This is a genomic window from Rhodococcus sp. LW-XY12, assembly GCF_019317345.1.
Taxonomy (GTDB): domain Bacteria; phylum Actinomycetota; class Actinomycetes; order Mycobacteriales; family Mycobacteriaceae; genus Rhodococcus; species Rhodococcus pyridinivorans.
The window spans coordinates 1,187,531-1,212,855 of record NZ_CP079225.1 but is presented as its reverse complement, the minus strand read 5'-3'; the positions used below and the strand labels follow the sequence as shown (position 1 = coordinate 1,212,855).

At 69.7% G+C, this 25,325-nt stretch carries 15 protein-coding genes; 7 read left to right on the top strand and 8 right to left on the bottom strand.

Translation table 11 applies throughout. The features are described 5' to 3' along the window. Positions 1-40: 40 nt before the first annotated feature. Genes KXC42_RS05750 through KXC42_RS05740 form a run of 3 tightly spaced genes read left to right on the top strand, consistent with a single transcriptional unit; the run spans position 41 to position 2,267 of the window. Positions 41-745 (top strand): lipid droplet-associated protein, encoded by a 705-nt coding sequence (locus KXC42_RS05750; protein ID WP_071934520.1) that lies wholly within the window; start codon positions 41-43, stop codon positions 743-745. Beyond that, positions 742-2,007 (top strand): exodeoxyribonuclease VII large subunit, encoded by a 1,266-nt coding sequence (gene xseA / locus KXC42_RS05745; RefSeq protein WP_033097245.1) that lies wholly within the window; start codon positions 742-744, stop codon positions 2,005-2,007. The genes KXC42_RS05750 and xseA overlap by 4 nt, the downstream gene beginning before the upstream one ends. Then, positions 2,004-2,267, top strand: a complete 264-nt coding sequence (locus tag KXC42_RS05740) for an exodeoxyribonuclease VII small subunit (RefSeq protein ID WP_006553906.1) — start codon at positions 2,004-2,006, stop codon at positions 2,265-2,267. The genes xseA and KXC42_RS05740 overlap by 4 nt, the downstream gene beginning before the upstream one ends. 44 nt (positions 2,268-2,311) lie before the next feature. On the opposite strand, the gene KXC42_RS05735 is transcribed toward KXC42_RS05740, so the two are convergent. Then, positions 2,312-2,881 carry a DUF4245 domain-containing protein gene (locus KXC42_RS05735; protein WP_024103281.1) on the bottom strand — a complete coding sequence of 190 codons (570 nt, stop codon included), beginning with the start codon at positions 2,879-2,881 and terminating at the stop codon, positions 2,312-2,314. A gap of 183 nt (positions 2,882-3,064) precedes the next feature. On the opposite strand from KXC42_RS05735, the gene glpX reads away from it, so the two are divergent. Both glpX and KXC42_RS05725 read left to right on the top strand, forming a co-directional pair. Then, the gene (gene glpX, locus KXC42_RS05730) at positions 3,065-4,099 is read left to right on the top strand and encodes a class II fructose-bisphosphatase (RefSeq protein WP_006553904.1); all 1,035 of its coding nucleotides are present in this window, start codon (positions 3,065-3,067) and stop codon (positions 4,097-4,099) included. Between the two features lie 119 nt (positions 4,100-4,218). After that, a complete protein-coding gene (locus KXC42_RS05725) occupies positions 4,219-5,634 on the top strand; it encodes a class II fumarate hydratase (RefSeq protein WP_006553903.1) in 1,416 nt (471 codons plus the stop codon). 72 nt (positions 5,635-5,706) lie between these two features. On the opposite strand, the gene KXC42_RS05720 is transcribed toward KXC42_RS05725, so the two are convergent. The 3 genes from KXC42_RS05720 to KXC42_RS05710 all read right to left on the bottom strand — a co-directional run bounded on the left by KXC42_RS05720 (position 5,707) and on the right by KXC42_RS05710 (position 7,898). Further along, complete coding sequence (locus tag KXC42_RS05720; RefSeq protein ID WP_219129769.1) at positions 5,707-6,753, bottom strand: DDE-type integrase/transposase/recombinase; 1,047 nt, start codon at positions 6,751-6,753, stop codon at positions 5,707-5,709. After that, positions 6,726-7,181 (bottom strand): hypothetical protein, encoded by a 456-nt coding sequence (locus KXC42_RS05715; RefSeq protein ID WP_039583527.1) that lies wholly within the window; start codon positions 7,179-7,181, stop codon positions 6,726-6,728. The genes KXC42_RS05720 and KXC42_RS05715 overlap by 28 nt, the downstream gene beginning before the upstream one ends. A gap of 126 nt (positions 7,182-7,307) precedes the next feature. After that, the gene (locus tag KXC42_RS05710) at positions 7,308-7,898 is read right to left on the bottom strand and encodes an LGFP repeat-containing protein (protein WP_232238033.1); all 591 of its coding nucleotides are present in this window, start codon (positions 7,896-7,898) and stop codon (positions 7,308-7,310) included. Positions 7,899-8,058: 160 nt separating this feature from the next. Between KXC42_RS05710 and KXC42_RS05705 the strand changes: the two genes are divergently transcribed. Together KXC42_RS05705 and KXC42_RS05700 are read left to right on the top strand one after the other, a co-directional pair. Further along, positions 8,059-8,481 (top strand): limonene-1,2-epoxide hydrolase family protein, encoded by a 423-nt coding sequence (locus KXC42_RS05705; protein WP_019288723.1) that lies wholly within the window; start codon positions 8,059-8,061, stop codon positions 8,479-8,481. A 91-nt stretch (positions 8,482-8,572) separates the two neighbouring features. Beyond that, positions 8,573-9,001: a carboxymuconolactone decarboxylase family protein gene (locus KXC42_RS05700; protein WP_019288724.1), complete on the top strand. Its 429-nt coding sequence runs from the start codon at positions 8,573-8,575 to the stop codon at positions 8,999-9,001. Between the two features lie 54 nt (positions 9,002-9,055). On the opposite strand, the gene KXC42_RS05695 is transcribed toward KXC42_RS05700, so the two are convergent. From KXC42_RS05695 to KXC42_RS05680, 4 genes are all read right to left on the bottom strand, one after another. Then, complete coding sequence (locus KXC42_RS05695) at positions 9,056-10,420, bottom strand: PhoH family protein (protein ID WP_198162483.1); 1,365 nt, start codon at positions 10,418-10,420, stop codon at positions 9,056-9,058. Between the two features lie 325 nt (positions 10,421-10,745). After that, positions 10,746-11,999 carry an enterobactin transporter EntS gene (gene entS, locus KXC42_RS05690; RefSeq protein WP_094980836.1) on the bottom strand — a complete coding sequence of 418 codons (1,254 nt, stop codon included), beginning with the start codon at positions 11,997-11,999 and terminating at the stop codon, positions 10,746-10,748. 10 nt (positions 12,000-12,009) lie between these two features. After that, entirely contained in the window at positions 12,010-13,053 is a 1,044-nt protein-coding gene (locus KXC42_RS05685) for an ABC transporter substrate-binding protein (protein WP_219130008.1), read from the bottom strand. Next, complete coding sequence (locus KXC42_RS05680) at positions 13,050-25,277, bottom strand: non-ribosomal peptide synthetase (RefSeq protein WP_219130007.1); 12,228 nt, start codon at positions 25,275-25,277, stop codon at positions 13,050-13,052. Before KXC42_RS05680 ends, KXC42_RS05685 begins: the two co-directional genes overlap by 4 nt. Positions 25,278-25,325 lie beyond the last annotated feature (48 nt).

Genomic DNA, 25,325 nt, shown 5'->3' with positions numbered 1-25,325 from the left:
CCGGCTACCAATCACGCCGATCATCGGGCAGTCTTGGGGCATGATCCGTCCACCGTTCCTGGCACGGGTGGCTGCCGGCGTTGCTGTCACCGCGTACGAAGAGACCCTCAAGCTGCCGAGCACAGCCGTTTCGTTGCCGATGACGACGGTGAGCCAGATCCTGCAGACGACGATGCGAGTGCAGCAGATCATGACCTCGTTCGCCATCAAGGGCGACCAGTTCTTCGAGATCTTCGGAGCGGAGCCCGCCGAGACCGCACAGTGGGCGACCTTCGACGACGACGGCTCGACCCCTTCGGACGAGACCGCGACCTCGACGAACAGCGCCGCGAACGGCGCTCCCGGCCGGTTCGCCCTGTACTCGATCCCGCCGGCCACCGAAGCCGACGCACCCGTGGCCGAGCAGGCCGCACCGGTAAAGGCCGGCACCGCGACGACGAAGGGGCCCGCGAAGAAGACGGCAGCCGAGAAGTCTGCTCCGAAGAAGGCCGCCGCGAAGTCCGCAGACGCCGAGGTCACGAAGATCGGCGAGACCACGGACACGAAGGTCGCCTCCGACGATCGTTCCGAGATCGTCGAATACCTCGACTACGACTCGCTGACCCTCGCCCAACTGCGTGCCCGCCTGCGCGCACTGTCGGTGGACGAGCTCACAGCGGTGCTCGAATACGAGAATGCTCACGCCGCGCGTACTCCGTTCGTGACGATGCTGTCGAACCGGATCACGAGCGCGCGTAACAAGTGACGGCCGGACAGAACGCGGCACGCCCGAACTCCGCGGAGCAGCCCTGGCCCGTCCGCACCGTGGCGCAGAAGGTCGCCGGGTGGATCGACAAGCTCGGCACCATCTGGGTCGAAGGGCAGATCACGCAGATCAACGCCCGCCCCGGGACGCGGACGGCGTTTTTGACCCTGCGCGACCCGTCGGTGGACATGTCCCTGCAGGTGACCTGTTCACCCCAGTTGTTGCAGCAATCGGGGGTGCCGCTCACCGAGGGCAGCCGCGTGATCATGTTCGGGAAGATGACCTTCTGGCCCGGCCGCGGCAGTCTGGCGCTGCGAGTCACGGAGATCCGGGCCGTCGGTATCGGTGAACTGCTCGCGCGGCTCGAACGACTGCGTGCGTTGCTCGCGGCCGAGGGACTGTTCGACCCGCGGTTGAAGCGCCCCCTCCCCTTCCTGCCGCGCCGCGTCGGTCTGGTCACCAGCCGCGGCAGCGCGGCCGAACGCGACGTGCTGTCGGTCGCGCAGCGTCGCTGGCCGGCCGTGCAGTTCGACGTCCGCCACGCGACGGTGCAGGGCCCGACCGCGGTCACGCAACTCATCGACGCCATCGAAGCACTCGACAAGGACCCGGACGTCGACGTGATCGTCCTCGCCCGCGGCGGCGGCAGCGTCGAGGATCTGCTGCCCTTCTCCGACGAGGCGCTGTGCCGCGCGATCGCCGCGTGTACGACGCCCGTGGTCAGCGCGATCGGCCACGAGCCCGACAGTCCGCTCTGTGATCACGTCGCCGACCTGCGGGCCGCGACCCCGACCGACGCCGCGAAGCGCGTCGTACCCGATGCGGTTGCCGAACTCGATCTCGTCGACGAACTGAGAGCACGGTCGGCGGCGGCGCTGCGCAACTGGGTCCGGCGCGAGGAACACGTGATCGCACAGTTGCGCGACCGTCCCGTCCTGGCCGATCCATTCCGCGATCTCGACCGGCGGAACGAGGAGATCGAGCGGTTGCAGCACGCGGCACGACGCGACGTCACGCGATTGATCTCGTCGCAATCGTCGACGCTCGAACATCTGCGGGCACGGTTGGCGACCCTCGGGCCCGCGGCGACCCTGGCGCGTGGCTACGCCGTGGTCCAGCGGATCGTGCCGGGCAGCGCCCCCGAAGTGGTACGCACACTCGACGAGATGCCCATCGGCACCCAGCTGCGAGTGCGCGTGGCGGACGGCGCGGCCCGCGCCGCCGTCATGGGACACGAACGACAAGGAAGATCAGGACAGTGACGAACGCGGGAACCGACGACGCCAACGCCGATGTGCGGGAGTTCGGCTACGAGCGAGCTCGGGACGAACTCGTCAACGTCGTGAAGATGCTCGAGCAGGGCGGACTCGACCTCGACGACTCGTTGCAGCTGTGGGAGCGCGGCGAGGCACTCGCGCAGCGCTGCGAGGAACATCTCGCCGGCGCCCGCGAACGTGTCGAGCAGGCGCTCTCCCTCACGGACGACGAGGACGAAGACGACGAGTACGAGGACGAGGACTGACCTCGACCGAGCTCACGATCAGGGCTCGGTCGCTCCGACCCGGATCAGGGTTCGAGGGGCTCGGCCCTGCCCGCGGCGGTGGCCAGGGTCGTGAACTCGGCCTCGTCGCCGGAGCCACCGATCAGGATGCGCACGTCGCCGAAGTCCGACACCCAGAGCGCTTCGACGCCCTCGCCGCCGTAGACCACCCAGTCGTGGCCCTCGACGGACCTGGTGTCGGTGGCGGTGCGGGCACCTCCGGCGACGAATCGCACCAGTTCGTCCTCACCGGCATCCGATTGGGTGAAGCGCACGTAGCGACCTGCAGGAGTGATGAAACCGACGGTGCTCGAATCGCCGCCCTGGTTACCGGAAACGATGCTGCGGCTACCAGAGTTGGGCTGCCAGTCCTCGGGCACCTCGGGGTGGCGGATCGGGAATCCGAGTTCCGCCGCGTCGTACTTCAGGCCGGCATCGATGTCGAAGCTCGGCACGGGACCCGCCGTGGGTCCGCCGGGCTTGAACTCGCACTGGCTGGCGATCGCCGCGATGAAGAGGATCAGCACGAGCAGCGGGATCAGCGACCACGCCATATCTCGACCGTCTTGCAGGATGCGAGGTTTCTTGGATGCCACCCGTCCAGTCTGACAGCTACGAAACGGGCAGGCTCAGGCCGGGCGGGTCCGACAGCCCACACCATCGGCCGTGATGAGACAATAGCCACGCGACACACACGGATCGTGCGGGCGCCCTCGGCGCCCGCTCCCTCTGCCGGCGCAACCCGCGTCGACCGAAAAGTCTCCAGGAGGCAGTAGCCCATGACGGCCAGCACCCCACGCCGCGAAGCTCCGGACCGCAACCTCGCGCTCGAACTGGTCCGCGTCACCGAAGCCGCGGCGATGGCGGCCGGCCGGTGGGTCGGACGCGGCGACAAGGAAGGTGGCGACGGCGCCGCCGTCGACGCGATGCGGCACATGGTCAGCTCCGTGTCGATGCAGGGTGTCGTCGTGATCGGTGAGGGCGAGAAGGACGAAGCGCCCATGCTGTACAACGGTGAGGAGGTCGGCAACGGCGACGGTCCGCTGTGCGACGTCGCGGTCGACCCCATCGACGGCACGACCCTCATGTCGAAGGGCGCTCCCGGCGCGATCGCGGTGCTCGCCGTGGCCGAGCGGGGCGCGATGTTCGATCCGTCCGCCGTGTTCTACATGGAGAAGATCGCCGTCGGTCCCGAGGCCGCCGACGTCATCGACATCACCGCCCCGATCGCGGAGAACATCCGCCGTGTCGCGAAGGCGAAGAACATCGCGCACGCCGACCTGACCGTGACGATCCTCGACCGTCCGCGCCACGCGCAGATCATCAGGGAGGTGCGCGAGGCGGGTGCCCGCATCCGTTTGATCTCCGACGGCGACGTCGCCGGCGCGATTGCCGCTGCACGTCCGGGTTCGGGTGTCGACATGCTGCTCGGCATCGGCGGTACCCCCGAGGGCATCATCGCCGCGGCCGCGATGCGCTGCATGGGTGGTGCGCTGCAGGGTCGCCTGGCACCGAAGGACGACGCCGAGCGCCAGAAGGCGATCGACGCCGGACACGATCTCGACCGTGTCCTCACCACCACCGATCTCGTCACCGGCGAGAACATCTTCTTCTGCGCGACCGGCGTCACCGACGGTGAGCTGCTCCGCGGCGTCCGCTACTCCGCCGGGGGCGCGGAGACGCAGTCGATCGTGATGCGCAGCAAGTCGGGCACGGTCCGCATGATCGAGGCGTACCACCGCCTGCAGAAGCTCAGCGAGTTCTCGTCCATCGACTTCCACGGTGTCGCCGGCTCCCCGCCGCCCATGCCCTGATCATCACTGCCCTGATCATCACTGCCCTGATCGTCACCGATCCTTCCGAGGAGGGGCACTGCACCGAGTTCTGGTGCAGTGCCCCTCCTCGTTCGTTCCGGCGGCATAACGTGGAGGACATGACCGACACCGAACAGTCTTCTCAGCAGTTCCGTATCGAACGCGACACGATGGGCGAGGTCCAGGTTCCGGTCGACGCCTTGTGGCGCGCCCAGACGCAGCGCGCCGTGGAGAACTTCCCGATCTCGGGCCGTGGACTCGAACGCGCACAGATCCGCGCGCTGGGTCTGCTCAAGAGCGCCTGCGCCCGGGTGAACAAGGACCTGGGTCTGCTCGACCCCGACAAGGCCGACGCGATCGTCGCGGCCGCCGATGCCATCGCCGCGGGTGAGTACGACGACCAGTTCCCGATCGACGTCTTCCAGACCGGTTCGGGCACGAGCTCGAACATGAACACCAACGAGGTCATCGCGTCGCTCGCCGCGAAGGCCGGCGTCACGGTCCACCCCAACGACGACGTCAACATGTCGCAGTCGTCGAACGACACTTTCCCCACCGCGACGCATGTCGCCGCGACCGAGGCGACGGTGAAGGATCTGATCCCCGCCCTCGAGCACCTGCACGGTGCCCTCGCCGAGAAGGCGAAGGAGTGGCGCACGGTCGTCAAGTCGGGTCGTACGCACCTGATGGATGCGGTCCCGGTGACCCTGGGCCAGGAGTTCGGTGGTTACGCCCGCCAGATCGAGGCCGGGATCGAACGTCTCCGCGCGACCCTCCCCCGCCTCGGCGAACTGCCGATCGGCGGTACCGCGGTGGGCACGGGCCTCAACGCACCGGCGGATTTCGGGGCGCGTGTCGTGGCCGTGCTCGTCGAGACCACGGGGCTCGACGAGTTGCAGGGGGCCCGCAACAGTTTCGAGGCTCAGGCCGCGCGTGACGCTCTGGTCGAGGTGTCCGGGGCGCTGCGCACCGTCGCCGTGTCGCTGACGAAGATCGCCAACGACATCCGCTGGATGGGGTCCGGTCCGCTCACGGGTCTGGCCGAGATCCAGCTCCCCGATCTGCAGCCCGGTAGTTCGATCATGCCGGGCAAGGTCAATCCCGTTCTTCCCGAAGCGGTTACGCAGGTCGCCGCACAGGTGGTGGGCAACGACACCACTGTGGCGTGGAGCGGCGCCGCCGGGGCGTTCGAACTCAACGTCTACATCCCGGTGATGGCCCGCAACGTCCTCGAGTCGATTCGTTTGCTCGCCAACGTCTCCCGACTGTTCGCCGATCGCTGCATCACCGGGCTGGTCGCGAACGTCGAACATCTGCGCACACTGGCGGAGTCGTCGCCGTCGATCGTCACTCCCCTCAACTCCGCGATCGGATACGAGGAGGCGGCCGCCGTCGCCAAGGAGGCGCTGAAGGAGAAGAAGACGATCCGTCAGACCGTCGTGGACCGCGGCCTCGTCGGCGACCGCCTGAGCGAGGAGGAACTGGACCGCCGCCTCGACGTCCTGGCGATGACGCGGGTGGACGAGAAGTCCTGACCCGCAGGGTTCCGATCGACCTGTCTGCATCCGCTACGATTTTCGCCATCCGCTACAGCAATTCGGAAGTTGTCAACCTGTCTGAGACAGATGGGTGATGTTGATTCCGGTCGGTCGAGGTAGTGGTGGTGCCAGCGGCCGGCGCTGGAACCGCTGCGGGTGCCGGGCATGGATCCGGTCGAGTCGGTCCTGCCGGCGTCGGTGTTCCTCGACGGCGGTGCCGAGGAACACCGACGCGGGGGTGTGTCGACCCAACCCACTGTGGCGGTGTTCGAGGGCGTATCGGGTCATGAATTCCTCGGTCCACCGCCGGGCATGGTCGATGCTGTCGAACCGGTGCGGACACGACAGGTCGTACTTGATGGTTTTGAACAACGACTCGGAAAACGGATTGTCGTCACTGACCCGCGGCCGTGAGTACGAGGGCAGGACCTGCTGCTCGTCGAGCGCATCGAGCAGTGCGGTCGAGCGCATCGAGGCCCCGTTGTCGGCGTGCAGCACCGTCGGTGCCCCGAACGCGGTGAACGCTTCGGTGAACATTTCCACCGCCGCAGCGGCGGTCTCGGCGTACTCGATGCGCCAGGCCACCGGGAACCGCGAATACACATCGATCACCAGATACAGCAGATACCGGTCCTGGGTGCGTGGCCCCTTGAGCACAGTGATGTCCCACGACCACAATGTGCCCACCGCCGGAGCCGGAACGACCGGTTTGCGGCGGCTGATCCCCGATCCCGGGCCGCCGCTGCGGCTGCGGCGTCGGTCCCCGACCAGGTTCTGCGAGTGCGCCACTCGATAGAAACTCGACTGGGAACACTCCACCAGCCCTTCATCGAAGGACCGCCAATACAGTTGGCACACAGACAGATGGGTGTTCCCCTCGGCGAGGATCACCTCGACGATGGTGTCCTTCTCGGCCGGTGACAACGCGGCCGGCTGGTGCCGGTCCCGCTGCCGGATCGGATCGGACACCGGCCGATAGTGCCGATACCCGCGCACCTCCCGGTAGTAGCGGGCCCGGGGGATCCCCAGCAATGCGCAGCCACGCACGATCGGCACGCCGGCTGCGGCCAACGCGGTGACGGTGTCGGTCAGGACAGTCCTCGGCGTTCGAGCCATTGCGCGTACTCGCGGGCACTCATCAACGACGGCGGGATCTGCGGGTCCTCGTCGGTCGAGCTCTTGGTGATCCCTTGCAAGAGCTCGAATGCTTTTCCCAGGATTTCCACGGCGGCGTCGCCCTGGGCGACCTTCTCGCGGAGGCGTTCGTTCTCTTTGCGGAGTTTGGCCAGCTCCGCACGGTCTCGACTGTCCACTCGGTCCCTCGACTTGTCTGCTGCGGTCACCATCGACGCTTCCAAGTCTCCCGAATCCCGGGCGTGGATCCAACGTGCGATGGTGGCGTAGTCGAGGTTGGTCTCGCGCAGTAGGCGGGTCTTGGCACCGACTTCGATGCATTGGTCCCACTGCCGTAGGAACTCGATCTTGTAGGCGATGGAGAACGCGCGTTTGCCGGTGCGGGTCCGCCCAACAGGGATGTCGATCATTGGTGTGCTCCGATCCCCGCGCTGATTGCCAGGTGTCTCACGAACATCCTGACAACCAGCGAATTGCTGTAGCGGATGGCGAAAACGTGAGCGGATAGCGAGGGCTCAGCGAGTCGGGGAGTCACCTCATTCCTGGACCACCTCGGTCCCGGCGCCGGGCGCCCACGTGATGTAACCGAACTGGAAGTTGCTTCGCGCACCGTCGGGGGTCTGTTCCTCGTCGGTGATCGGGAAGCCCAGGTCGCCACCGGCACCACCCGCGGCCTCCCAGGCCGTGCGGATCTCACCCCACACGATGTGGGAATCGGTGTCGGGGCTCCACGCGATGATGCCGCCCTCGAACTCCGCGACGTAACCGTCGCCGACTTCCTCCTGCTGGCCGGTCGCGGCGCCGAGCGGGCTGGACGCACCGCCGACCTCGGCGTACTTCTGCAGGATCGGCCCGCTGAGTTCGACCTGCTCGCCGTCCGGTCCCGGCACCGCACTGGACCGATCCGCCGCGGGCTCGTCGGCCTCGGGCGAATCGTCGCCCTGCGTGATCGATTCGACGGCGCTCTCCGCCCCGGATGCCACGCTCTCCGCGGCGGACTGGACCGCGCTGGTCGCGCTGCCCACCGTGTCCTCCGCGGATTGGTCGTCGCTGCAACCGGCGACCACCAGTCCGATCGCCGCTGCGGCCGCCACCAACGCTGCTCTGCGTCGGGGAATTCGATTCATCGGTTCGCTCCTGTCACTGAGAGGACGGGTACCTGATTTCAGGGTGCCCGACTCCTCGGCGACACAACCCGGTTTCCGGTGATTCCGTGCCGTGCACCAATCCGCCCCACCCCAGGTCTCCTGCCGTTACCATGCGACGCAGCCGACGCCGAGGAGAACGATGAGCACACAGACCGTCACCGCGCACGACGCCGTCGCCACGGTGACCGATTTCCTGGAGGCAACGGCCGCCGAGGACATCGACCGCGCCGCCTCTCTGATCACCGACGACATCGCGTGGCACAACACCTGGCTCCCCACCGTCCGCGGCGGCGCCCGGGTCCGGAAGATCCTTGCCGGTCTCGCGCGACCGTCGGTGGGCTTCGGCGTCGTCGTCCACCACATCGCAGCCGAGGGCGACATCGTGCTCACCGAACGCACCGACATCCTGCGCTTCGGGCCGGTGCGCATCGAGTTCTGGGTGTGCGGCACCTTCGAACTGCGCGACGGGCGGATCGCCTTGTGGGACGACCACTTCGACGTCCTCACCTTCCTCCGCGGAACCGTCGTGGGCGTCCTGCGCGCCGTCCTGCGTCGCTCCTGACGCTCCTCGCCCTCACCGCTTCCCGAGGCTGCCCGCATAGAATCCGTTCGTCGCCGAACCGTTCGGCGACGGATCAGCAGGGAGCGATGACATGTCCGACGCCGAGCACACTCCGGGATTCACGACGGGTCTGGAGATCCGGCGCGAAGTGATGGGTGACGACTTCGTCGAGCGGGCGTTCGAGCGTTCCCGTGGCACCGACTCCGAGGCGATGCAGGAGTTCGTGACCGAGCACGCCTGGGGCGCCGTGTGGTCGCGCCCCGGCCTGGACCGCCGCAGCCGCAGCCTGCTCAACCTGGGCATGCTCATCGCGTTGCGTGCCGAGAACGAACTGCGCGGACACGTCCGCGGTGCCCTGCGCAACGGACTCGACCGCACGGAGATCGTCGAATCCGTCATCCACTGCTCGGCGTACTGCGGCGCTCCCGCCGGACTCGCTGCGATGCGCGTCGTCCAGGAAGTGCTCGAGACCGAACTCGGCCCTCTCCCCGAGGACACCGACACCTCCGACGAGGCCTGACGACGACGGCGCGTCCGGCATTGCCGGACGCGCCGTGTCGGCCGTGCCCGGGCGTCAGGCGCCCGGAGCGAACTCCTCGAGCATCTCCGTCACCAGCGCCGCGATCGGCGACCGCTCACTGCGGGTGAGCGTGATGTGCGCGAACAGCGGATGTCCCTTGAGCTTCTCGATGACCGCCGCGACACCGTCGTGCCGGCCGACACGCAGGTTGTCGCGCTGGGCGACGTCGTGGGTGAGCACGACGCGCGATCCCGCACCGAGCCGCGACAGGACGGTGAGCAGCACGTTGCGTTCGAGCGACTGTGCCTCGTCGACGACGACGAACGAATCGTGCAGCGACCGGCCGCGAATGTGCGTGAGCGGCAGCACTTCCAGCATTCCGCGGCTGAGCACCTCCTCGAGCACCGCCGGGCTGGCGAGTCCTTCGAGGGTGTCGAAGACCGCCTGCCCCCACGGATTCATCTTCTCGGCCTCGGTACCCGGCAGGTAGCCGAGTTCCTGCCCACCCACCGCGTAGAGCGGCCGGAAGACCACCACCTTGCGGTGGGTTCGTCTTTCCAGGACGGCCTCGAGTCCCGCCGTCAGTGCCAGCGCGGACTTTCCGGTTCCGGCCTTGCCGCCGAGGGAGACGATGCCGACGGATTCGTCGAGCAGCAGGTCGAGGGCGACGCGCTGTTCGGCGGAGCGCCCGTGCAGTCCGAACGCCTCCCGGTCGCCGCGGACGAGCTGCACCCGCTTGTCGGCGGTGACCCGGCCGAGCGCGCTGGAGGAGCCACCGAGAAGCCTGATCCCCGTGTGGCACGGCAGATCCCGCGCATCGTCGATGTCGACGATGCCCTCGGTGAACATCTCGTCGATGAGGGTCCGGTCGACCTCGAGTTCGGTCATGCCCGTCCATCCCGAGATCACCACGTCCTGGGCGTGGTACTCGTCGGCGTCGAGGCCGACGGCACCGGCCTTGACGCGCAACGGGATGTCCTTGCTGACGAGCACCACGTCGCGTCCCTCGGTGGCCAGGTTCAGGGCGCACGCGAGGATGCGGGAGTCGTTGGTGTCGGTGCGGAATCCCGCGGGCAGGACCATGGGGTCGGTGTGATTGAGCTCCACGTGGAGGGTGCCACCCTCGTCCCCGATAGGGATGGGCTGGTCGAGGCGTCCGTGCCGCTGCCGCAGGTCGTCGAGCAGGCGCAGCGATTCGCGAGCGAACCAGCCGAGTTCGTGGTGGTGCCGTTTCCCTTCGAGTTCGCCGATCACGACCAGCGGAAGGACGACTTCGTGCTCGGCGAACCTGGTGACCGCCCAAGGGTCGGAGAGCAACACTGAAGTGTCCAGCACGTAGGTGCGTACAGCGGATTCTTTCGCAGCGGCGGTACCGGAGGCGTGGCCGGAGCGGGTGGGGACGGAGCGTGTTGCGTTCACGTGGGGCTCCTCGGCCCGGACGGCACCGCCCGGACGTATTCGGTGGGCCGGTGGGTCCCCGGTGTCGTCACGACCACGGAGGCCCGGTGCCGGCCCCCTCGCTCGGACTGTGTCAGCCACACGATCAGGGACCTCCCGTGTAGACGGCACCTGCGCCGCCTACACCCCCGACGCTAACCCCGATACGGGCGATTCGCTCGATGGCGGAGGAAGCGTGTCGGTGAAGATCGCGTTAACGACACCTCATAAGTACCCCTGAACCCCAGCAAACACGGTCGGCTCCGCTGCGTCAGGAACGCGAACCCGTGGATCGCGCGGCGTACGGTCACTCGACCGTCACCGGATGCGCGCTCGGTTCCACCGTCGCACCGCGCAGTCTTCGCAGTACCAGGGTCACGAGCAGCGCGAGGACGGCCATCGCGGCGCTGTACCAGACGACCGCGTCCGGGGCGTCGAAGATGCCGCCGAACAGACCCGCGACGAGCGCACCGACCGACATGCCCGCGACCTCCTGGGCGGACCACAGACCGTTCACCCGGCCCAGCAGCGTGTGCGGCGTGTGCGTCTGGATCAGCGAGTAGCGCAGCACCTCCTGCACGGCCCCGAACACACCGACGATCACGAGCAGCACGACGGTGAGCGCCAGGACGGACGTGAAGCCGACCAGTGCCTGGACGACGAATCCGAGGACCAGGGCGGTGAGCAGCACGCGGCCGGGCCGCACCGAACGGCCGAGCCATCCACTGGTGACCGTGGCCGCGGCGGCGCCGAGCGCGATCGCCGCGTACATGACGCCGATGGCGACCGCATTGCCCTCGAAACGCGCGTCGGCAAAGGCCGGCACGAGCACGAGCACACCGCCGCCGAGCATCGCGACGACGCCGGCGATCATCACCCCGCCGACGACGCGTTCGCGGCGCAGGAAGCCGGTCACCGTCTCCGCGGGTGCGTCGGCGTCGTGCCCGGCGTCCGCCGTCGGTGGGTTCAGCGCCGGCAGGCCCGAGAGCAGGGTGACGGTCACGGCGGTGCCGATCGCGGCCACCCAGTAGTTCCACGCCACCGAGAACGTCGCGATCACGAGTCCGCCGATCGCCGGGGACAGGACGGCTCCCGCGCGGGCGCTGAGCACGTTGAGCGCACCGACGGCAACGAGCTGGTCCTTGGGGACGAGCGTGGGCACGACTGCCAGCAGAGCCGCGATGCTGATCGACCCGATCAGGCCGTTGACGACCGTCAGGGCGATGATCGCCGGCACCGAGGGCGACGACAGACCGGCGTTGACGGCCAGTCCGACGAAGGTGAGACCGGAGACGGTGCGGGCGAACAGGATCAGGAACTTGCGGTTGTAGCGGTCGGCGAGCATGCCGCCGAGCAGCATGCCGCCGATCGCAGCGCCCCCTTCGAGCGCGGAGACCAGACCCACCATCGGCGACGATCCGGTCAGGTCGTAGACCTGGATCGGTACGCCGACCATGAGCATCCCGATACCGAAGATCGAGATGGTGCGAGCGATGAAGATCCGGCGGAAGGCCGCGCTCTCGCGCAGCGGCCGCAGATCGAAGAGGGCGCCGTTGCTCATTGCCGGGCCGTCACTCGGACTTCGCGGCGGCGTCGGCGAGCATCGGAGCGATCTCGTCGGTGGCCCACTTCAGCGACAACGCCGACGGGAAGCCCACGGCGTTCGGCATGCCGGTGTTGCGGGCGAGCGAGACGACCGCGCCGCGCTCGACGGCCGGAAGACGGTTCCACGCCTCGAACTTGGTCAGGTATCCGAGATCGCCGGTGGGCGAGACGACCACGAGCAGGTCGGCGTCGAGCTGCGAGATCTCCTCGTAGGACAGCACACCGCGTCCGTCCGCATCGACCTGCAGTGTGTTCGCGTACTGGCTGAGCTCGAGGCCGAGCGAGTTCAGGAACTGCCCGATGCCGCGGTCGTCGGCGGCGAGCACCGACAGCTGGCCACCGGTGTCGCCGATGATCGCGTTGTAGGTCGCGCCCTCGAGTGCGGGGTACTGCTCCTTGGCGGCGTCGAGATCGACCTCGGCCTGCTCGATGACCTCCTCGGCCTTCTCGGGGATGCCGAGGGCCGAGGCGATCTTGCGGGTGGAGTCCTGCCACGGCTCACCGTTGGCGCGGTAGTCGAAGTGGACGACGGGGAACTGTTCGGCGAGCTGGTCGTAGGTGTTCTGTTCGAGTCCCCAGAAGCCGGTGGAGACGATGATGTCGGGCTGCAGCGCGGCGATCTGCTCGGCGATCACCGTGGCACCGCCGTCCATGTTCAGCAGCGGCGGGACGTCGGCGCCGAGTGCTTCGGCCTCCCACGGCCACACGCCGGTGCCGCCGGTCGCCGCGAGGTTCTGGGCATCGACGGGGAGCGCGAGCGGGGTGACGCCCAACGACAGCAGGATGTCGGCGTCCTGCGGCGACAGCGGCAGGGCGCGGGTCGGGGCCGACTCGACGGTCGTGTCGCCGAACTTGCCGGAGACGGTGACCGGGAACTCGCCGTTCGCCGCCGTCGCGCTGCCGGACGAGCTGCCGCTGTCGGTGTCCGAGCCGCACGCCGTGACACCGACCAGCATGGCGGTGGCGGCGAGGGCGACGCCGATCCGGCGCAGTCGCTTGTGGATCCTCATCGATTCTCCTCTGCTGTAGAACACTTCGTAGGTCCGTCGTCCGGGTGTCCGTTCCCGGCGCCGCGGATCTCGTCCTCGTGGAGGGTCGCGGCGAGTTCGCCGATCGACCCGGCGGTGAAGATCGACTCGGCGTCGATCACGTATCCGGCCGCCCGCAGTCCGCCGAGGATCCGCATCACCGAGATGCTGTCGCATCCGAGTTCGAGCAGATCGTCGTCGACGCCGACCTGCTCGACGCCGGTGACCTCGGAGGCGAGGGCGCACAGCAGCTCTTCGGCCGGTGTGGACGGTGCCCGGTGCGTTCGCGGGGCGAGTTCCGGTCGCGGCAGCGTTGCGCGGTCGATCTTGCCGTTGGCGAGCGTGGGCAGGGCGTCGAGCACGACCGTCGCCGACGGCACCATGTAGTCGGGCAGCACCCGCGCGACCGCGCGTCGCAGCGTCTCGGCGTCGAGTGTGTGCCCGGCGGCCGGGACGACGTAGGCGACGAGACGTGCCGTCGCACCGAGATCGGTGCGGGCGAGCACCACTGCGGTCGCGACGTCCGGTCGCGACGAGAGCACGGTCTCGATCTCGGCCGGTTCGATCCGGTATCCGCGGATCTTGACCTGGTCGTCGCCGCGTCCGCGGTAGCGGATGTGTCCGTCGGGCGTCCACAGGGCCCGGTCACCCGTGCGGTACATGCGGTCTCCGGGGAATTCCGGATCGATCGTGTCCGCGACGAAACGGTCGGCGGTGCGACCCGGGTCGGCGAGATAGCCGCGGGCCAGTCCACGACCGGCGAGGTAGAGCTCGCCCTCCACACCGATCGGCGCGGGACGCATCCACCGGTCGACGATGTAGGCCCGGGTGCCGGCGACCGGTCGGCCCGCAACGGGCGCCTCGGCGTCCGAAGCCCGTGCGACGAGCGCGTCGACGGTGCTCTCGCTCGGCCCGTAGAGGTTGTAGGCGCTCACGCCGTCCAGCCCGCGCAACCGGTCCCACATCGGTTGGGAGACCGCCTCGCCGCCGAAGCCGAGCGAGGCCGGGCACCGTCCGTCGTCCGCGAGTCCGTGATCGAGCAGCTGCGCGAGGTGCGACGGGGTGACCTCGACGAAGTCCCAGCGGGATTCGTGGGCGACGCGGACCATCTCGGCCGGATCGCGCTGGACCTTCTCGTCGACGACGTGCACCGCGTGCCCGTCGAAGAGCCACAGCTGCGGTTGCCAGGACGCGTCGAAGGCGAACGACCACGCGTGGCCGACCCGGAGCCGGTCGCGTCCGGTCCGTGCCTGCGTCGGCGCGTAGAGGTCGGCGCGGTGGCTGTGGAACAGCGCGGTCAGGCCGCGGTGCAGGGCGAGGACCGCCTTGGGTGTGCCGGTGGAGCCGGAGGTGTACACGACGTAGGCCGGGTGGTCGGCGCGCAGCGGTGCGAGCCGGTCGGCGTCGGTCAGCGGGGCGTCGTCGTAGCCGGCGACCCGCGCCGCGAGCGTCTCGTCGTCGAGCGCGAGCACCGGCGCGTCCACCGCGGGCAGCGACGACGCGAGTTCTCGGGTGGTGAGCACGACGGCCGGCTCCGCGGTGCCGAGGATCGTCGCGAGACGCTCGGTGGGAGTGCGCGGTTCGAGCGCGACGTAGGCACCGCCGGAGACGAGCACCGCGAGCATCGCCGCGATCGTGTCGGCCGTGCGGGGCAGCACGAGCGCCACGCGGGTCTCGGGAGCGACACCGTGGTCGACGAGCAGTCGCGCCCACCGGCGGACCAGGGACGCGAGGTCGGCGAAACTCCATTCGAGATCGACTGCCACGAGCGCGGTCTCGTGCGGGTGACGGGCGACCGCGTCGTCGAACAGGTCCGCGACGGTGACGGCTTCGGCGACCGGTGCCGGTGTGGCCCGCCACTGTTCGAGCCGGGCGCGTTCGTCGGCCGGCAGGACGTCGATGGCGGACAGGCGCCGGTGCGCCTCTCCCCCGGCCAGCGTGCGCAGCACCCGGTCGAGTCCGGCGACGAGACGTTCGACGGTGCCGCGGTCGTACAGGTCGGAGCTGTACTCGACGACGCCGACGAGGGTGTCGGTGCCCACATACTCGACGAGGTCGAACGACAGGTCGAACTTCGAGGTCTCCATCGGGTGCGGTTCGGGGGTGACACCCGCCGTGAGCCCACCCGCACTGCGCGGATCGGGTTCGACGAGATAGACGATCATCACCTGGAACAGCGGGTGCAGGGCGCGCGAGACGGATCGGTCGGAGCCGAGCACCGCGTCGACGACCTGCTCGAAGGGCAGGTCCTGGTGGTCGAACGCCTCGAGGTCGGTGCGGCGGATCCGGTCGAGCAGTTCGGCGACGGTGGGGTCGCCGGACAGGTCGGTGCGCAGCACGAGGGTGTTGAGGAAGAAACCGACGAGATCCTCGAGTTGCGCGTCGCCGCGTCCGGAGACCGGGGTGCCGAGGGGGATGTCCTCGCCGCCGCCGTAGGCGGCGAGCAGCACCGCGACGGCGGCCTGCACGACCATGAACATCGAGACGTCTTGTGCGCGTGCGAGTTCCCGCAGTGCGCGCACGACCTCCGCGTCGAGCGCGAATGGCACCGCGCCACCGCGATAGGAGGTGCGGGCCGGACGGGTCCGGTCGGTCGGCAGCGGCAGTTCCTCGGGCAGGCCGGCGAGGGCGTCGCGCCAGTAGGCGCGCTGACGCGCGGCGAGCGACTCCGCATCCGCCGGGTCGCCGAGCAGGTCGCGCTGCCACAGCGTGAAGTCGGCGTACTGCACGGCGGGCTGCATCCACTCCGGTGCCTGCCCCACCTCCCGCAGCGCGTAGGCGGTCGCCAGATCGGTGAGCAGCGCCTTGGTCGACCACTCGTCGACGGCGATGTGGTGAATCACCAGCGCCACCACGGTGCCGTCCCCGGCGTCGAGGACCGACAGCCGCACCGGCAGTTCGGCCGACAGATCGAAGCGGTGATCGATCGCCTCGGCCAGCGCATCGTGGACATCGGCCGCGGCGACCGAGCGGTGGTCGACGACCACGCGGACCTCGTCCGGCGCGAGCACCTGCTGGTAGGCCTGTCCGTCCGCGCTCGGGAAGACCGTGCGCAGCGACTCGTGACGCAGGACGACGTCGCGCACGGCCGCTTCGAGTGCCGGGACGTCGACGCGCCCGTGCACCCGCCACGTGACAGGCACGTTGTACACGCCGCCGCGGGCCCCGAGCTGGTCGAGAATCCAGAGGCGTTGCTGCGCGTACGACAGCGGCACCATCGCAGGTCGCGGGTCGGCCGCCACCAGCGCGGGTCGCGGCGACGCCTGCCCGGCGGCCGCGCACCGCTGCGCGAGCGACTCCACCGTCGGGGCGTCGAAGACCGTGCGCAGGGCCAGATCCGCGCCGAGCTCCGAACGGATCGCGTTCACGAGCCGGATCGCAGCGAGGGAATGCCCACCGAGCGCGAAGAAGTCGACGTCGATACCGACCTCGTCGAGTCCCAGCGCATCGGCGAACAGTGTCGCGATCGTCGCCTCGAGTTCGGTACGCGGCTGCCGTCCGGATCCGGTGTCGAACTCCGGTGCCGGAAGGGCACCGCGATCGAGTTTGCCGTTGAAGGTCGTCGGGACCGCGTCGATCACGAAAACCCGTGCGGGCAGCAGATAGTCGGGCACACGTCCGACGAGTGCGTCACGGACCGCCACCGGATCCACCGCGACTTCCGCTGCGGGAACGATATATCCGACGAGCACCGAATCGCCTGCGGGACGGGGTTTGATCGCGGCCACAGCACGGGCGACACCGTCGACGGCATCGAGAGCCGCCTCGAGTTCGCCGAGTTCGATGCGCAGACCGCGCAGCTTGATCTGGTCGTCGCCGCGGCCGAGATATTCGAGGTCGCCGTGGGCGTCCCAGCGTGCGAGGTCGCCGGTGCGGTAGAGCCGGTCGCCGGGATCGCCGTAGGGGTCGGCGACGAACCGCTGGGCGGTGAGCGCCGGGCGCCGCAGGTAGCCCTGCGCAACCTGTACTCCCCCGATGTACAGCTCACCGGGGGTGCCGGCCGGCACGGGGCGCAGATACCGGTCGAGCACGTACAGGCACACGTTCGCGCCCGGCCGCCCGATGACGGAACCGCGGGTAGGCGAACCGATCCGGGCACCCGGGTCGGCGTCGAGGGTCACCTCCACCGCGGCTTCGGTCGGGCCGTACAGGTTGTGGACCTTCACCTGCGGGAGCACCGTCGCCGCGCGTGCGACGGTGCGCGGCGACAGTGCTTCACCGCTGCACACGATGCGGCGCAGGCTCGCGGCGTCCGCGGTGGCGGGCACGGCGAGGGTCTCCTCGAGCATCGACGGCACGAAGTGGGCGACGGTGATGTTCCCGTCGCGCAGCAGGGTCGCCGATTCGACGGGATCGCGGTGCGCGTCGGGTCCGCCGACGACGACGCTCGCACCGTCGACGAACGGCGCGAACAACTCCCACACCGACACGTCGAAGGTCGCGGGTGTGCGCAGCAGCACCCGGTCGTCGGGCGAGGCGGGCAGTTCGCGGCGCACCCATTCGAGCCGGTTCGCCACGGCGCGGTGCGACACGGCGACGCCCTTGGGCAGACCCGTCGACCCCGAGGTGTAGATGACGTAGAGCGGGTGGTCGAGGGTGAGCGGCGCGATCCGGTCGGTGTCGGTGACCGACTCCGGGCTGCGGGCGTCGATGCGGGCACGCACCTCGGTGTCGTCGAGGTCGAGTCGCGGATGCTCGCCGGGCAGTTCGATGTCGCTGCGCGTCAGCACGACTCGCGGATGCGCATCGCCGAGCAGGTACTCGATGCGCGTTTCGGGCAGCGTGGTGTCGATCGGCTGGTAGGCCGCACCGGACTTCACGACGGCGTGGATCGCGACGACCTGCCCCACGGAGCGGGGCACCGCGACCGCGACGATCGCACCCGGACCGGCGCCGAGCGCGACGAGTTCGCGGGCGAGGCGGTTCGAGGCGGCGTCGAGGGCGGCATGGGTGAGGGTGTGGTCGGCCGCGACGAGAGCCGGCCGTTCGGCGTGCTCGGCGGCGCTGCGGGCGAGCACCTCGCTCAGCGGGGCGAGAGCGAAGTCGACGCGCTCGCCGGTGCCGACGGCGAGTTGTCCCGCGGCCTCGTCGGCGTCGAGGATCGCGACGTCGCCGATCCGGGCCGCGGGTGCGCTCGCGACCTGATCGAGCAGAGTGAGCAGCGCGGCGAGAAGCGTGTCGGCCATGGTGGCGTCGAACAGGTCGGTCGCGTACTCGACCGATACGGCGACCTCGCCGGTGTCCGGGGCGTCGACGAAGGTGAGGTTGAGGTCGAACTTGGCGCGGACGTTGCTCAGCGGTTCCCAGCGGGTGGGCACACCGAGCAGGTCGGGCAGCTGCGCGGGGCGCTGCAGGTAGCTCATCATCACCTGGAACAGCGGGTTCCGTCCCTCGACGCGCGGCGGTGCGAGTCGCTCGACGAGCTGCTGGAAGGGCACCTCCTGGTGCGCCATCGCCGCGAGATCGGTCTCGCGCACCCGGTCGAGGAGTTCGGCGAAGGTGGGCTCGCCGGACAGATCGGTGCGCAGCACCAGGGTGTTGACGAAGAAACCGACGAGTTCGTCGAGTGCGGTGTCGGAACGGCCCGAGACGGGGGTGCCGACGACGATGTCGTCGCCCGCGCCGAGCCGGGAGAGCAGTGCCGCGACGGCCGCGTGCAGCGCCATGAACATCGTGCCGCCGCGGGCATCCGCGACCGCGCGCAGGCGGGCGGCGATGTCGGCGGGGACCGTCGCGGTGGTGTTGCCCGCCGCTCCGGTCGGCCGCGCGGGGCGGGGCCGGTCGGTGGGCAGGACGATCTCGTCGGGCAATTGCGCGAGAGTGTCGGTCCAGTAGTCGATCTGGGTGTCGATCCGGCCGGCCTCGATCAGTTCGCGCTGCCACAGCGTGTAGTCGGCGTACTGGACGGGCAGCGGAGACCATTCGGGTGTCGCGCCGGCCGACCGGGCTTGGTAGGCGCGGGTGAGGTCGCCGAGCAGCGGCGCATCCGACCATTCGTCGGTCGCGATGTGGTGCAGCACCACTGCGAGGACGTGCCGGTCGGGCGCGACGCGCACCAGCACCACGCGCAGCGGCGGGTCGGTGTGCAGATCGAACGACGCGGTGAGCCGCTCGGTGAGCAGCGCCCGGACGGCATCCTCGGACTCTGTCTCGTGCAGTTCGAAGCGCACGGCCTCGGGCGTGTCCAGGATCCGCTGGTAGGGCGTGCCGTCCTCGGAATCGACGACGGTGCGCAGGCTCTCATGACGTTCCACGACGTCGGCGACCGCCGCGACGAGGGCATCGGCGTCCACCGCGCCGTCGAGGCGGGCGACGTGCGCGTAGTGGTAGGCGAGGCTGTCGTCCTGCAACTGCTGGAGCAGCCACAGGCGTTCCTGGGCGGCCGACAGCGGCACCCGGTCGGGGCGCGTCCGCGCGGTGATCGGCGGGAGCGCCGCTGCGGCGCCGGGGATGCGGCGGGCGAGTTCCTCGACGCTGCGAGCCTCGAACAGGTCGCGGATGGTGACGTCCACACCGAGTTCGGAGCGGATGCGGCCGACGATCCGCATGGCGATCATCGAGTGCCCGCCGAGTTCGAAGAAGTCGTCGTCGGCGCCGACCTCGTCGACCCCGAGGACGTCGGCGAAGACCTCGCACAGGACCTTCTCGGTCTCGGTGCGCGGGGCGCGTCCACCGAGGCCCGTGGCGGCCTGCGGTTCGGGCAGGGCGCGGGTGTCGAGCTTGCCGTTGACGGTCATCGGCACGGAATCGATGAGCTGTACCCCGGCCGGGACCATGTAGTCGGGCAACTGGGCGCGCAGGTGGGCGACGAGCCGCGACGACAGGTCGGGCGGATCGCCGTCTCCGACCGGAACGGCGTAGGCAGCAAGTCGTTTCGTGCCGGGCACGAGCGGGTCGTCGACGGCGATCACCGCCGCGGTACCGACCTCGGGGTGCTCCTCGAGCACAGCCGCGATCTCGTGCAGTTCGACGCGGTAACCGCGGATCTTGACCTGGTCGTCGACGCGGCCGAGATAGTCGAGGTTGCCGTCGGTGCGGCGGCGCATGAGGTCGCCGGTGCGGTACATGCGGCCACCGGCCGACCACGGATCGGCGACGAAGCGGTCGGAGGTGAGCCCGAAACGGTTCAGATAGCCGCGCGCGAGACCCACACCCGCGATGTACAACTCGCCGACGACACCGTCGACGACGGGTCGCAGCCACGGATCGAGGATGTAGGCGCGGGTCGCGCGGATGGGGACGCCGACCGTGGGGGTCGCGCTGTCGTCGGTGCCGCCACCGAGGGTGTTGATGGTGTACTCGGTGGGGCCGTACAGGTTGTACCCGAGGGTGCCATCGGTCTCGCGCAGGCGCGTCCACACCGAATCCGACACGGCCTCACCGCCGAGCAGAACGAGCGGCGGGCGGTGCTGTCCCGGACCCTCGTCGAGCATGCCGTCCGCGATCAGCTGCGTCGCGTAGGTAGGGGTGACGTTGACGACGTCGATGGCGTGGGTGTTGCAGTACTCGACGAGCGCGGTGGCGTCGCGACGCAGGTCCTCGTCGCAGACGTGCACCTCGTGGCCCTCGACGAGCCAGAGCAGTTCCTCCCACGACATGTCGAAAGCGAACGACACGGTGTGCGCGACCCGCATCCGGCGTCCGTCCACCGACGAGACCACCGGATCGAAGATCTCGTCCTGGTGGTTGCGCTGCATGTTGGTCAGGCCCCGATAGGGGGTGACCACGCCCTTCGGCTTGCCGGTGGACCCCGAGGTGTAGATGACGTAGGCGGGGTGCTCGAGCCGGCCCGGGCGACCCGGGGCGAAGGCACCGAGTTCGGCGTCGGTCAACGGCGCGGTACTCGCGGCGAGGGGCCCGTCCAGGCGGATGCTGCGGTCGGCGGGCAGGCCGAGACGGTTCTGCACCGCGGTCGTGGTGAGGAACAGCGCCGGCAGCGCGTCGTCGATGACGGTGCGCAGACGCTCGTCGGGCTGGTCGAGTTCGAGCGGCAGGTAGGCGGCACCGGTGCGCAGGATCGCGAAGAGCGCGACGACGGTGTCGATGCTGCGGGGCAGGCCGAGGCACACGATGGTCTCGGGTCCCGCTCCCCCGGCGATGAGGGTGCGGGCGAGCGCTTCGACGCGGCCGGCGAGTTCGCCGTAGGTGCTGCTCTGTTCACCGGAGACGAGGGCGATGCGGTCGGCGTCGGTCGCGGCGCGGGCGATGAGCATCTCGGCGACGGTGACGTCCTCGACCTCGGGGATCTCGGCGCGCAGCCGGGCGTCGGTGACGGTGTGTTCGGCGGCCGTCAGTGCGGGCACGGACGCGACCGGCAGATCGACTCCGCGGGCGACGAAGTCGAGCAGCGCCACGAAGCGGTCGTGCAGGGCCCGGGCACGCGCACCATCGACGACGTCGGGCCGGTAGTCGATCTTGACGTGCATGGTCCGCCCCGGCGACACGACGATCGCGAGGGGATAGTGCGTGTGGTCGAGGCTGTCCTCGGCGAGGATGTCGTGCCGCGCGGACTGCCGGGCCATCTCGTCGGCGTCCTTGAAGTTCTGCAGTACGAACAGGGTGTCGAACAGTTCGGAATGACCGACGGCACGGAGGATGTCGCCGAGTCCGAGATACTCGAACTCCATGCGGTCGGCGTACTCGTCCTGCATGCGGCGCAGCAGGTCCGCGACGGTCTCGGCGCCGGACAGGCGCACCCGCACCGGGACGGTGTTGAGGAACATGCCGACCACGCGGTCGAGTCCGACGATCTCGGTGGGCCGCCCGGCGACGGTGGAGCCGAACACGACGTCGGTGCTGCCGGATTCGGCGGCGAGCAGCAGGCCGACGACGGCGTTCATCAACGCGTTGAGGGTGACGCCCGTGCTGCGGGCCCGATCGCGCAGTGTCGCGGTGAGCGTCTCGTCGATGTACGACTCGATGCGCAGCGGCACGATGGCGGCGCGGTCGCGGGTGGATCCGGCGAGCAGCGTGGGCTTGTCGAAACCGGCGAACTCGTCGCGCCAGGCCTGCTCGGCGGCGGCGCGGTCGCGGGCGGCGAGCCACTGCAGGTAGTCGGTGAAACCCGCTTCGGGCGCCGCGATTTCGTCACCGGCGTAGCGGGCGAGCAGTTCGTCGACGAACAGCGCACCGGACCAGCCGTCCCACAGGATGAATTCGCGGTTGACGACGAGACGGTCGATGCCGTCGAGGTGCAGCAGCAGCATGCGCCACAGCGGCGGGGACGCGAGGTCGAACGGCTGCAGCCGATCCTCCTCGATGAGTTTCTCGGCGCGGGCCTGCTGCTCGGCGGGGTCGAGGTCGGTGAGGTCGACCTCGGTGAACGGCACCTCGAGATCCGCCGCGCCGATGAACTGCACCGGATCGGCCAGACCGTCGTCGGTGAAACCGGCACGCACGGTGGGGTTCTCGGCGAGCAGACGTGCGGCGGCGCGGCGCAGGCGCTCGACGTCGAGGCGGTGGCCGAAGTCGAGCGAGAACTGGGCGGTGTAGATGTCCTTCGACGAGTCGAAGACCGACTGGAAGTACAGGCCGCGCTGCAGCGGCGACAGCGGCCAGATGTCCTCGATCCGCACGGGCGCGATCCGTGCGACGCGGTCGATCTCGGTCTGCGTGAGCGTGACGTGCCCGAGATCGGACGGAGTGAGACAGGTCCGCCCCAAAGCTGCGTCGGCGCGGCCGAGGAGATCGTCGAATGCCGCGCGCCATGCCTCGGCGAGCCGGGCCACGAGATCGGGGTCGAGCGCCTCGTCGGCGGTCAGATGCACCGTGGCGCCGCCGGTTCCCCGTTCGACGTGGATATCGAGCAGGTAGTTGCCGATGCGGTCTCCGCCGCTCCGCACGAGCACCTGCGGCTGTCCGAGCGGCGCGAGGGCCGGTCCGGCCTGGACGTTGGCGTAACGCAGCATCGGCCAGCCGATGCCCCGGTCGGGGGCTGCGCGCAGGCGTTCCTTCGCGGTGCGCAGGGCGTCGAGCGGATCGGTGGCGAGCGCCAGCCGCACCGGCGTCGTCCAGTCGAGCGCGCCGACGGTGCGGGTGAGGTCGGCGTCGGGGGCCAGTGCGATGCGGCCGTCGCGGACGATGTCGACGAGCAGTTCACCGTCGCCGCTCTCGCGGGTGTTCGCGACCGCGGCTGCGGTCACCGCGGTCCACACATCGGTCGAGACGCCCGAGACGAGACCGGCCACTGCGGTGGTCGCCATGGAGAATTCGTCGTCGGTCAGGGTGAGGGTCACAGGCGTCCGTGTGCGGCCGGTGGCCACCGCTGCGGCGAACTCGGCACCGGGTGCGACGGTGGTCATCCAGTCGGGAAGCTCGGCGAGTCGCTGCGGGGAGGCGGCCTGCTCGGTGAAGACGCGGGCGTGGGTCGCGGGCGAGGTGGGCACGGGCGGCAGCACGATCTGCGTGCCGCGCCGGGCGGCGCGCAGGGCACGGTGCAGGTCGGCGGTGACGATCGACCAGGACGTCTCGTCGACGAGCCCGGCGGGGGCGAGGAAGACCAGTTCCCCGGCGCTCTCGTCCGCAGCGGTGAGCCGCACCGCGGTCAGGACCCGGCCGGCGGTGGCGTCGGGGCGCAGGGGCAGGTCGGCGGTCGCGGTTCCCACCGGCAGGGCGGCGTTCGCGACGAGGGTCCGGGCGTCGACGGCGGCGGTATCGTTCACCGACAGCAGCCACAGCACCGGGGCCGGTGCGGTGAGGGTCGTCCGCAGCGCCGGGTGGTGCTCGACCACGGCGGCGACCGCGGCGAGCACGGCGTCGTCGGTGAGATCCTCCGGAGCCGGGACGCGGTATTCGCGCAGGTCGGCGTCCACGGAGAGTCCGGCGTCGCGGCGTCGCGCGGTGGCCGGCAGCAGCGCGAGCGGTCCGGCGGCGGTGTCCTCGTGGTCGGCCTCGGAGCTGTCGCCGAGGGCCGGCGCCGGGGCGACGTCGAAGGTGCCGAGCGGCGCGTCGAGGTCGTCGAGGATCGCGGCGAGGAAGTCGTCGAGATCGGCGGCGCAGCGCTGCGCGAGCGGTGCGTCGTCGGCATGACCGCGCAGTCCGATCTCGATCGGGTGCCCGGCCTTCTCGAGCACGAGGATGAATTCCAGTTCGCCGACCGGCCCGGAGGACAGCATGTGCGCCTGCGATTCCCGCCCGACCGAGTACCGCGAGGCAGCTGCGGGCATGATGTTCACGCCGACGGTCGGGGGCCGCCAGTCCGGGTCGATCTCGGCGAGTTCGCGACCGAGATCCTCACCGCGGTACCGGCCGTGTTTGAGCAGGCCGAGCAGTTTGCCGTCGATCACCTCGGCGACGTCGGCCAGGCGCGCGTCGTCGGGAACGTCGAAGCGCAGGGGCAGGACGCTGGCGACCATCGCGGGCACGGTGCGCAGTTCGCGGGTGCCGCGCGCGGTCGTGGGCAGGCTGATCACCACGTCACGGCGACGGGTGGCCCGGGCCAGATAGGCGCCGAGGAGGGCGATGAGCACGGTGGCGGGCCGGGTGCCGTGGGCCTTGGCGTACCGCTCGAGCCGGCCGCGTCCGTCGGCGTCGATGTGCGACCAGGCGACGAGTTCTCCGGGGCTCGACAGGCGACCAGAGCCGAGCAGGCGCGTCACCTGCGGGAGGTCGGCGAGTTCGTCGAGCCAGTAGCGGCGGTCGAGTTCGCGTTGTTCGCTCGCGACGTACTCCTCGTCGACGCGCACGTACCGTTCCAGGGTCCACTCCGTGGCGCGGTCGGGACCCTTGCCCTCGACGTACGCCCTGGTCATCGCGGTGGTCGCGAGACCGATGCCGTAGCCGTCATTCACGATGTGGTGGTACTGCTGGTACAGCCGCATCGTGTTGTCGGAGAGGCGGTGGATGGCGAATCGGAACAGCAGGTCGCGGGCTAGATCCTGCGGTTCGTTCATCGTGGCGCGCATCCAGCGGTCGGACGCCGCGGCCGGGTCGTCCTCGCCGCGGAAGTCGATGACCGGCAGGTCCCACTCGCGGGTCGCGCGCGGGATCTGGACGACATTGCCGTCGGCGTCGACGTCGAAGTTGACGTGCAGGGTCTCGGCGGCGTCGAGGACCGAGTGGATCGCCGTGATCATCCGGTCGATGTCGATGTCGTCACCGATGGTCTCGGTGTACATGCCGGTGTTGTAGAGGTGCCCGGTGGCGTCGAGCTGATGACCGAAATAGATGGTCCGCTGCGCGCGCGTGACGGGATACACCGACTGCATCGAACTTCTCTCTCCCACGGATGCCGCGACGAACCGCGGGCGCATACC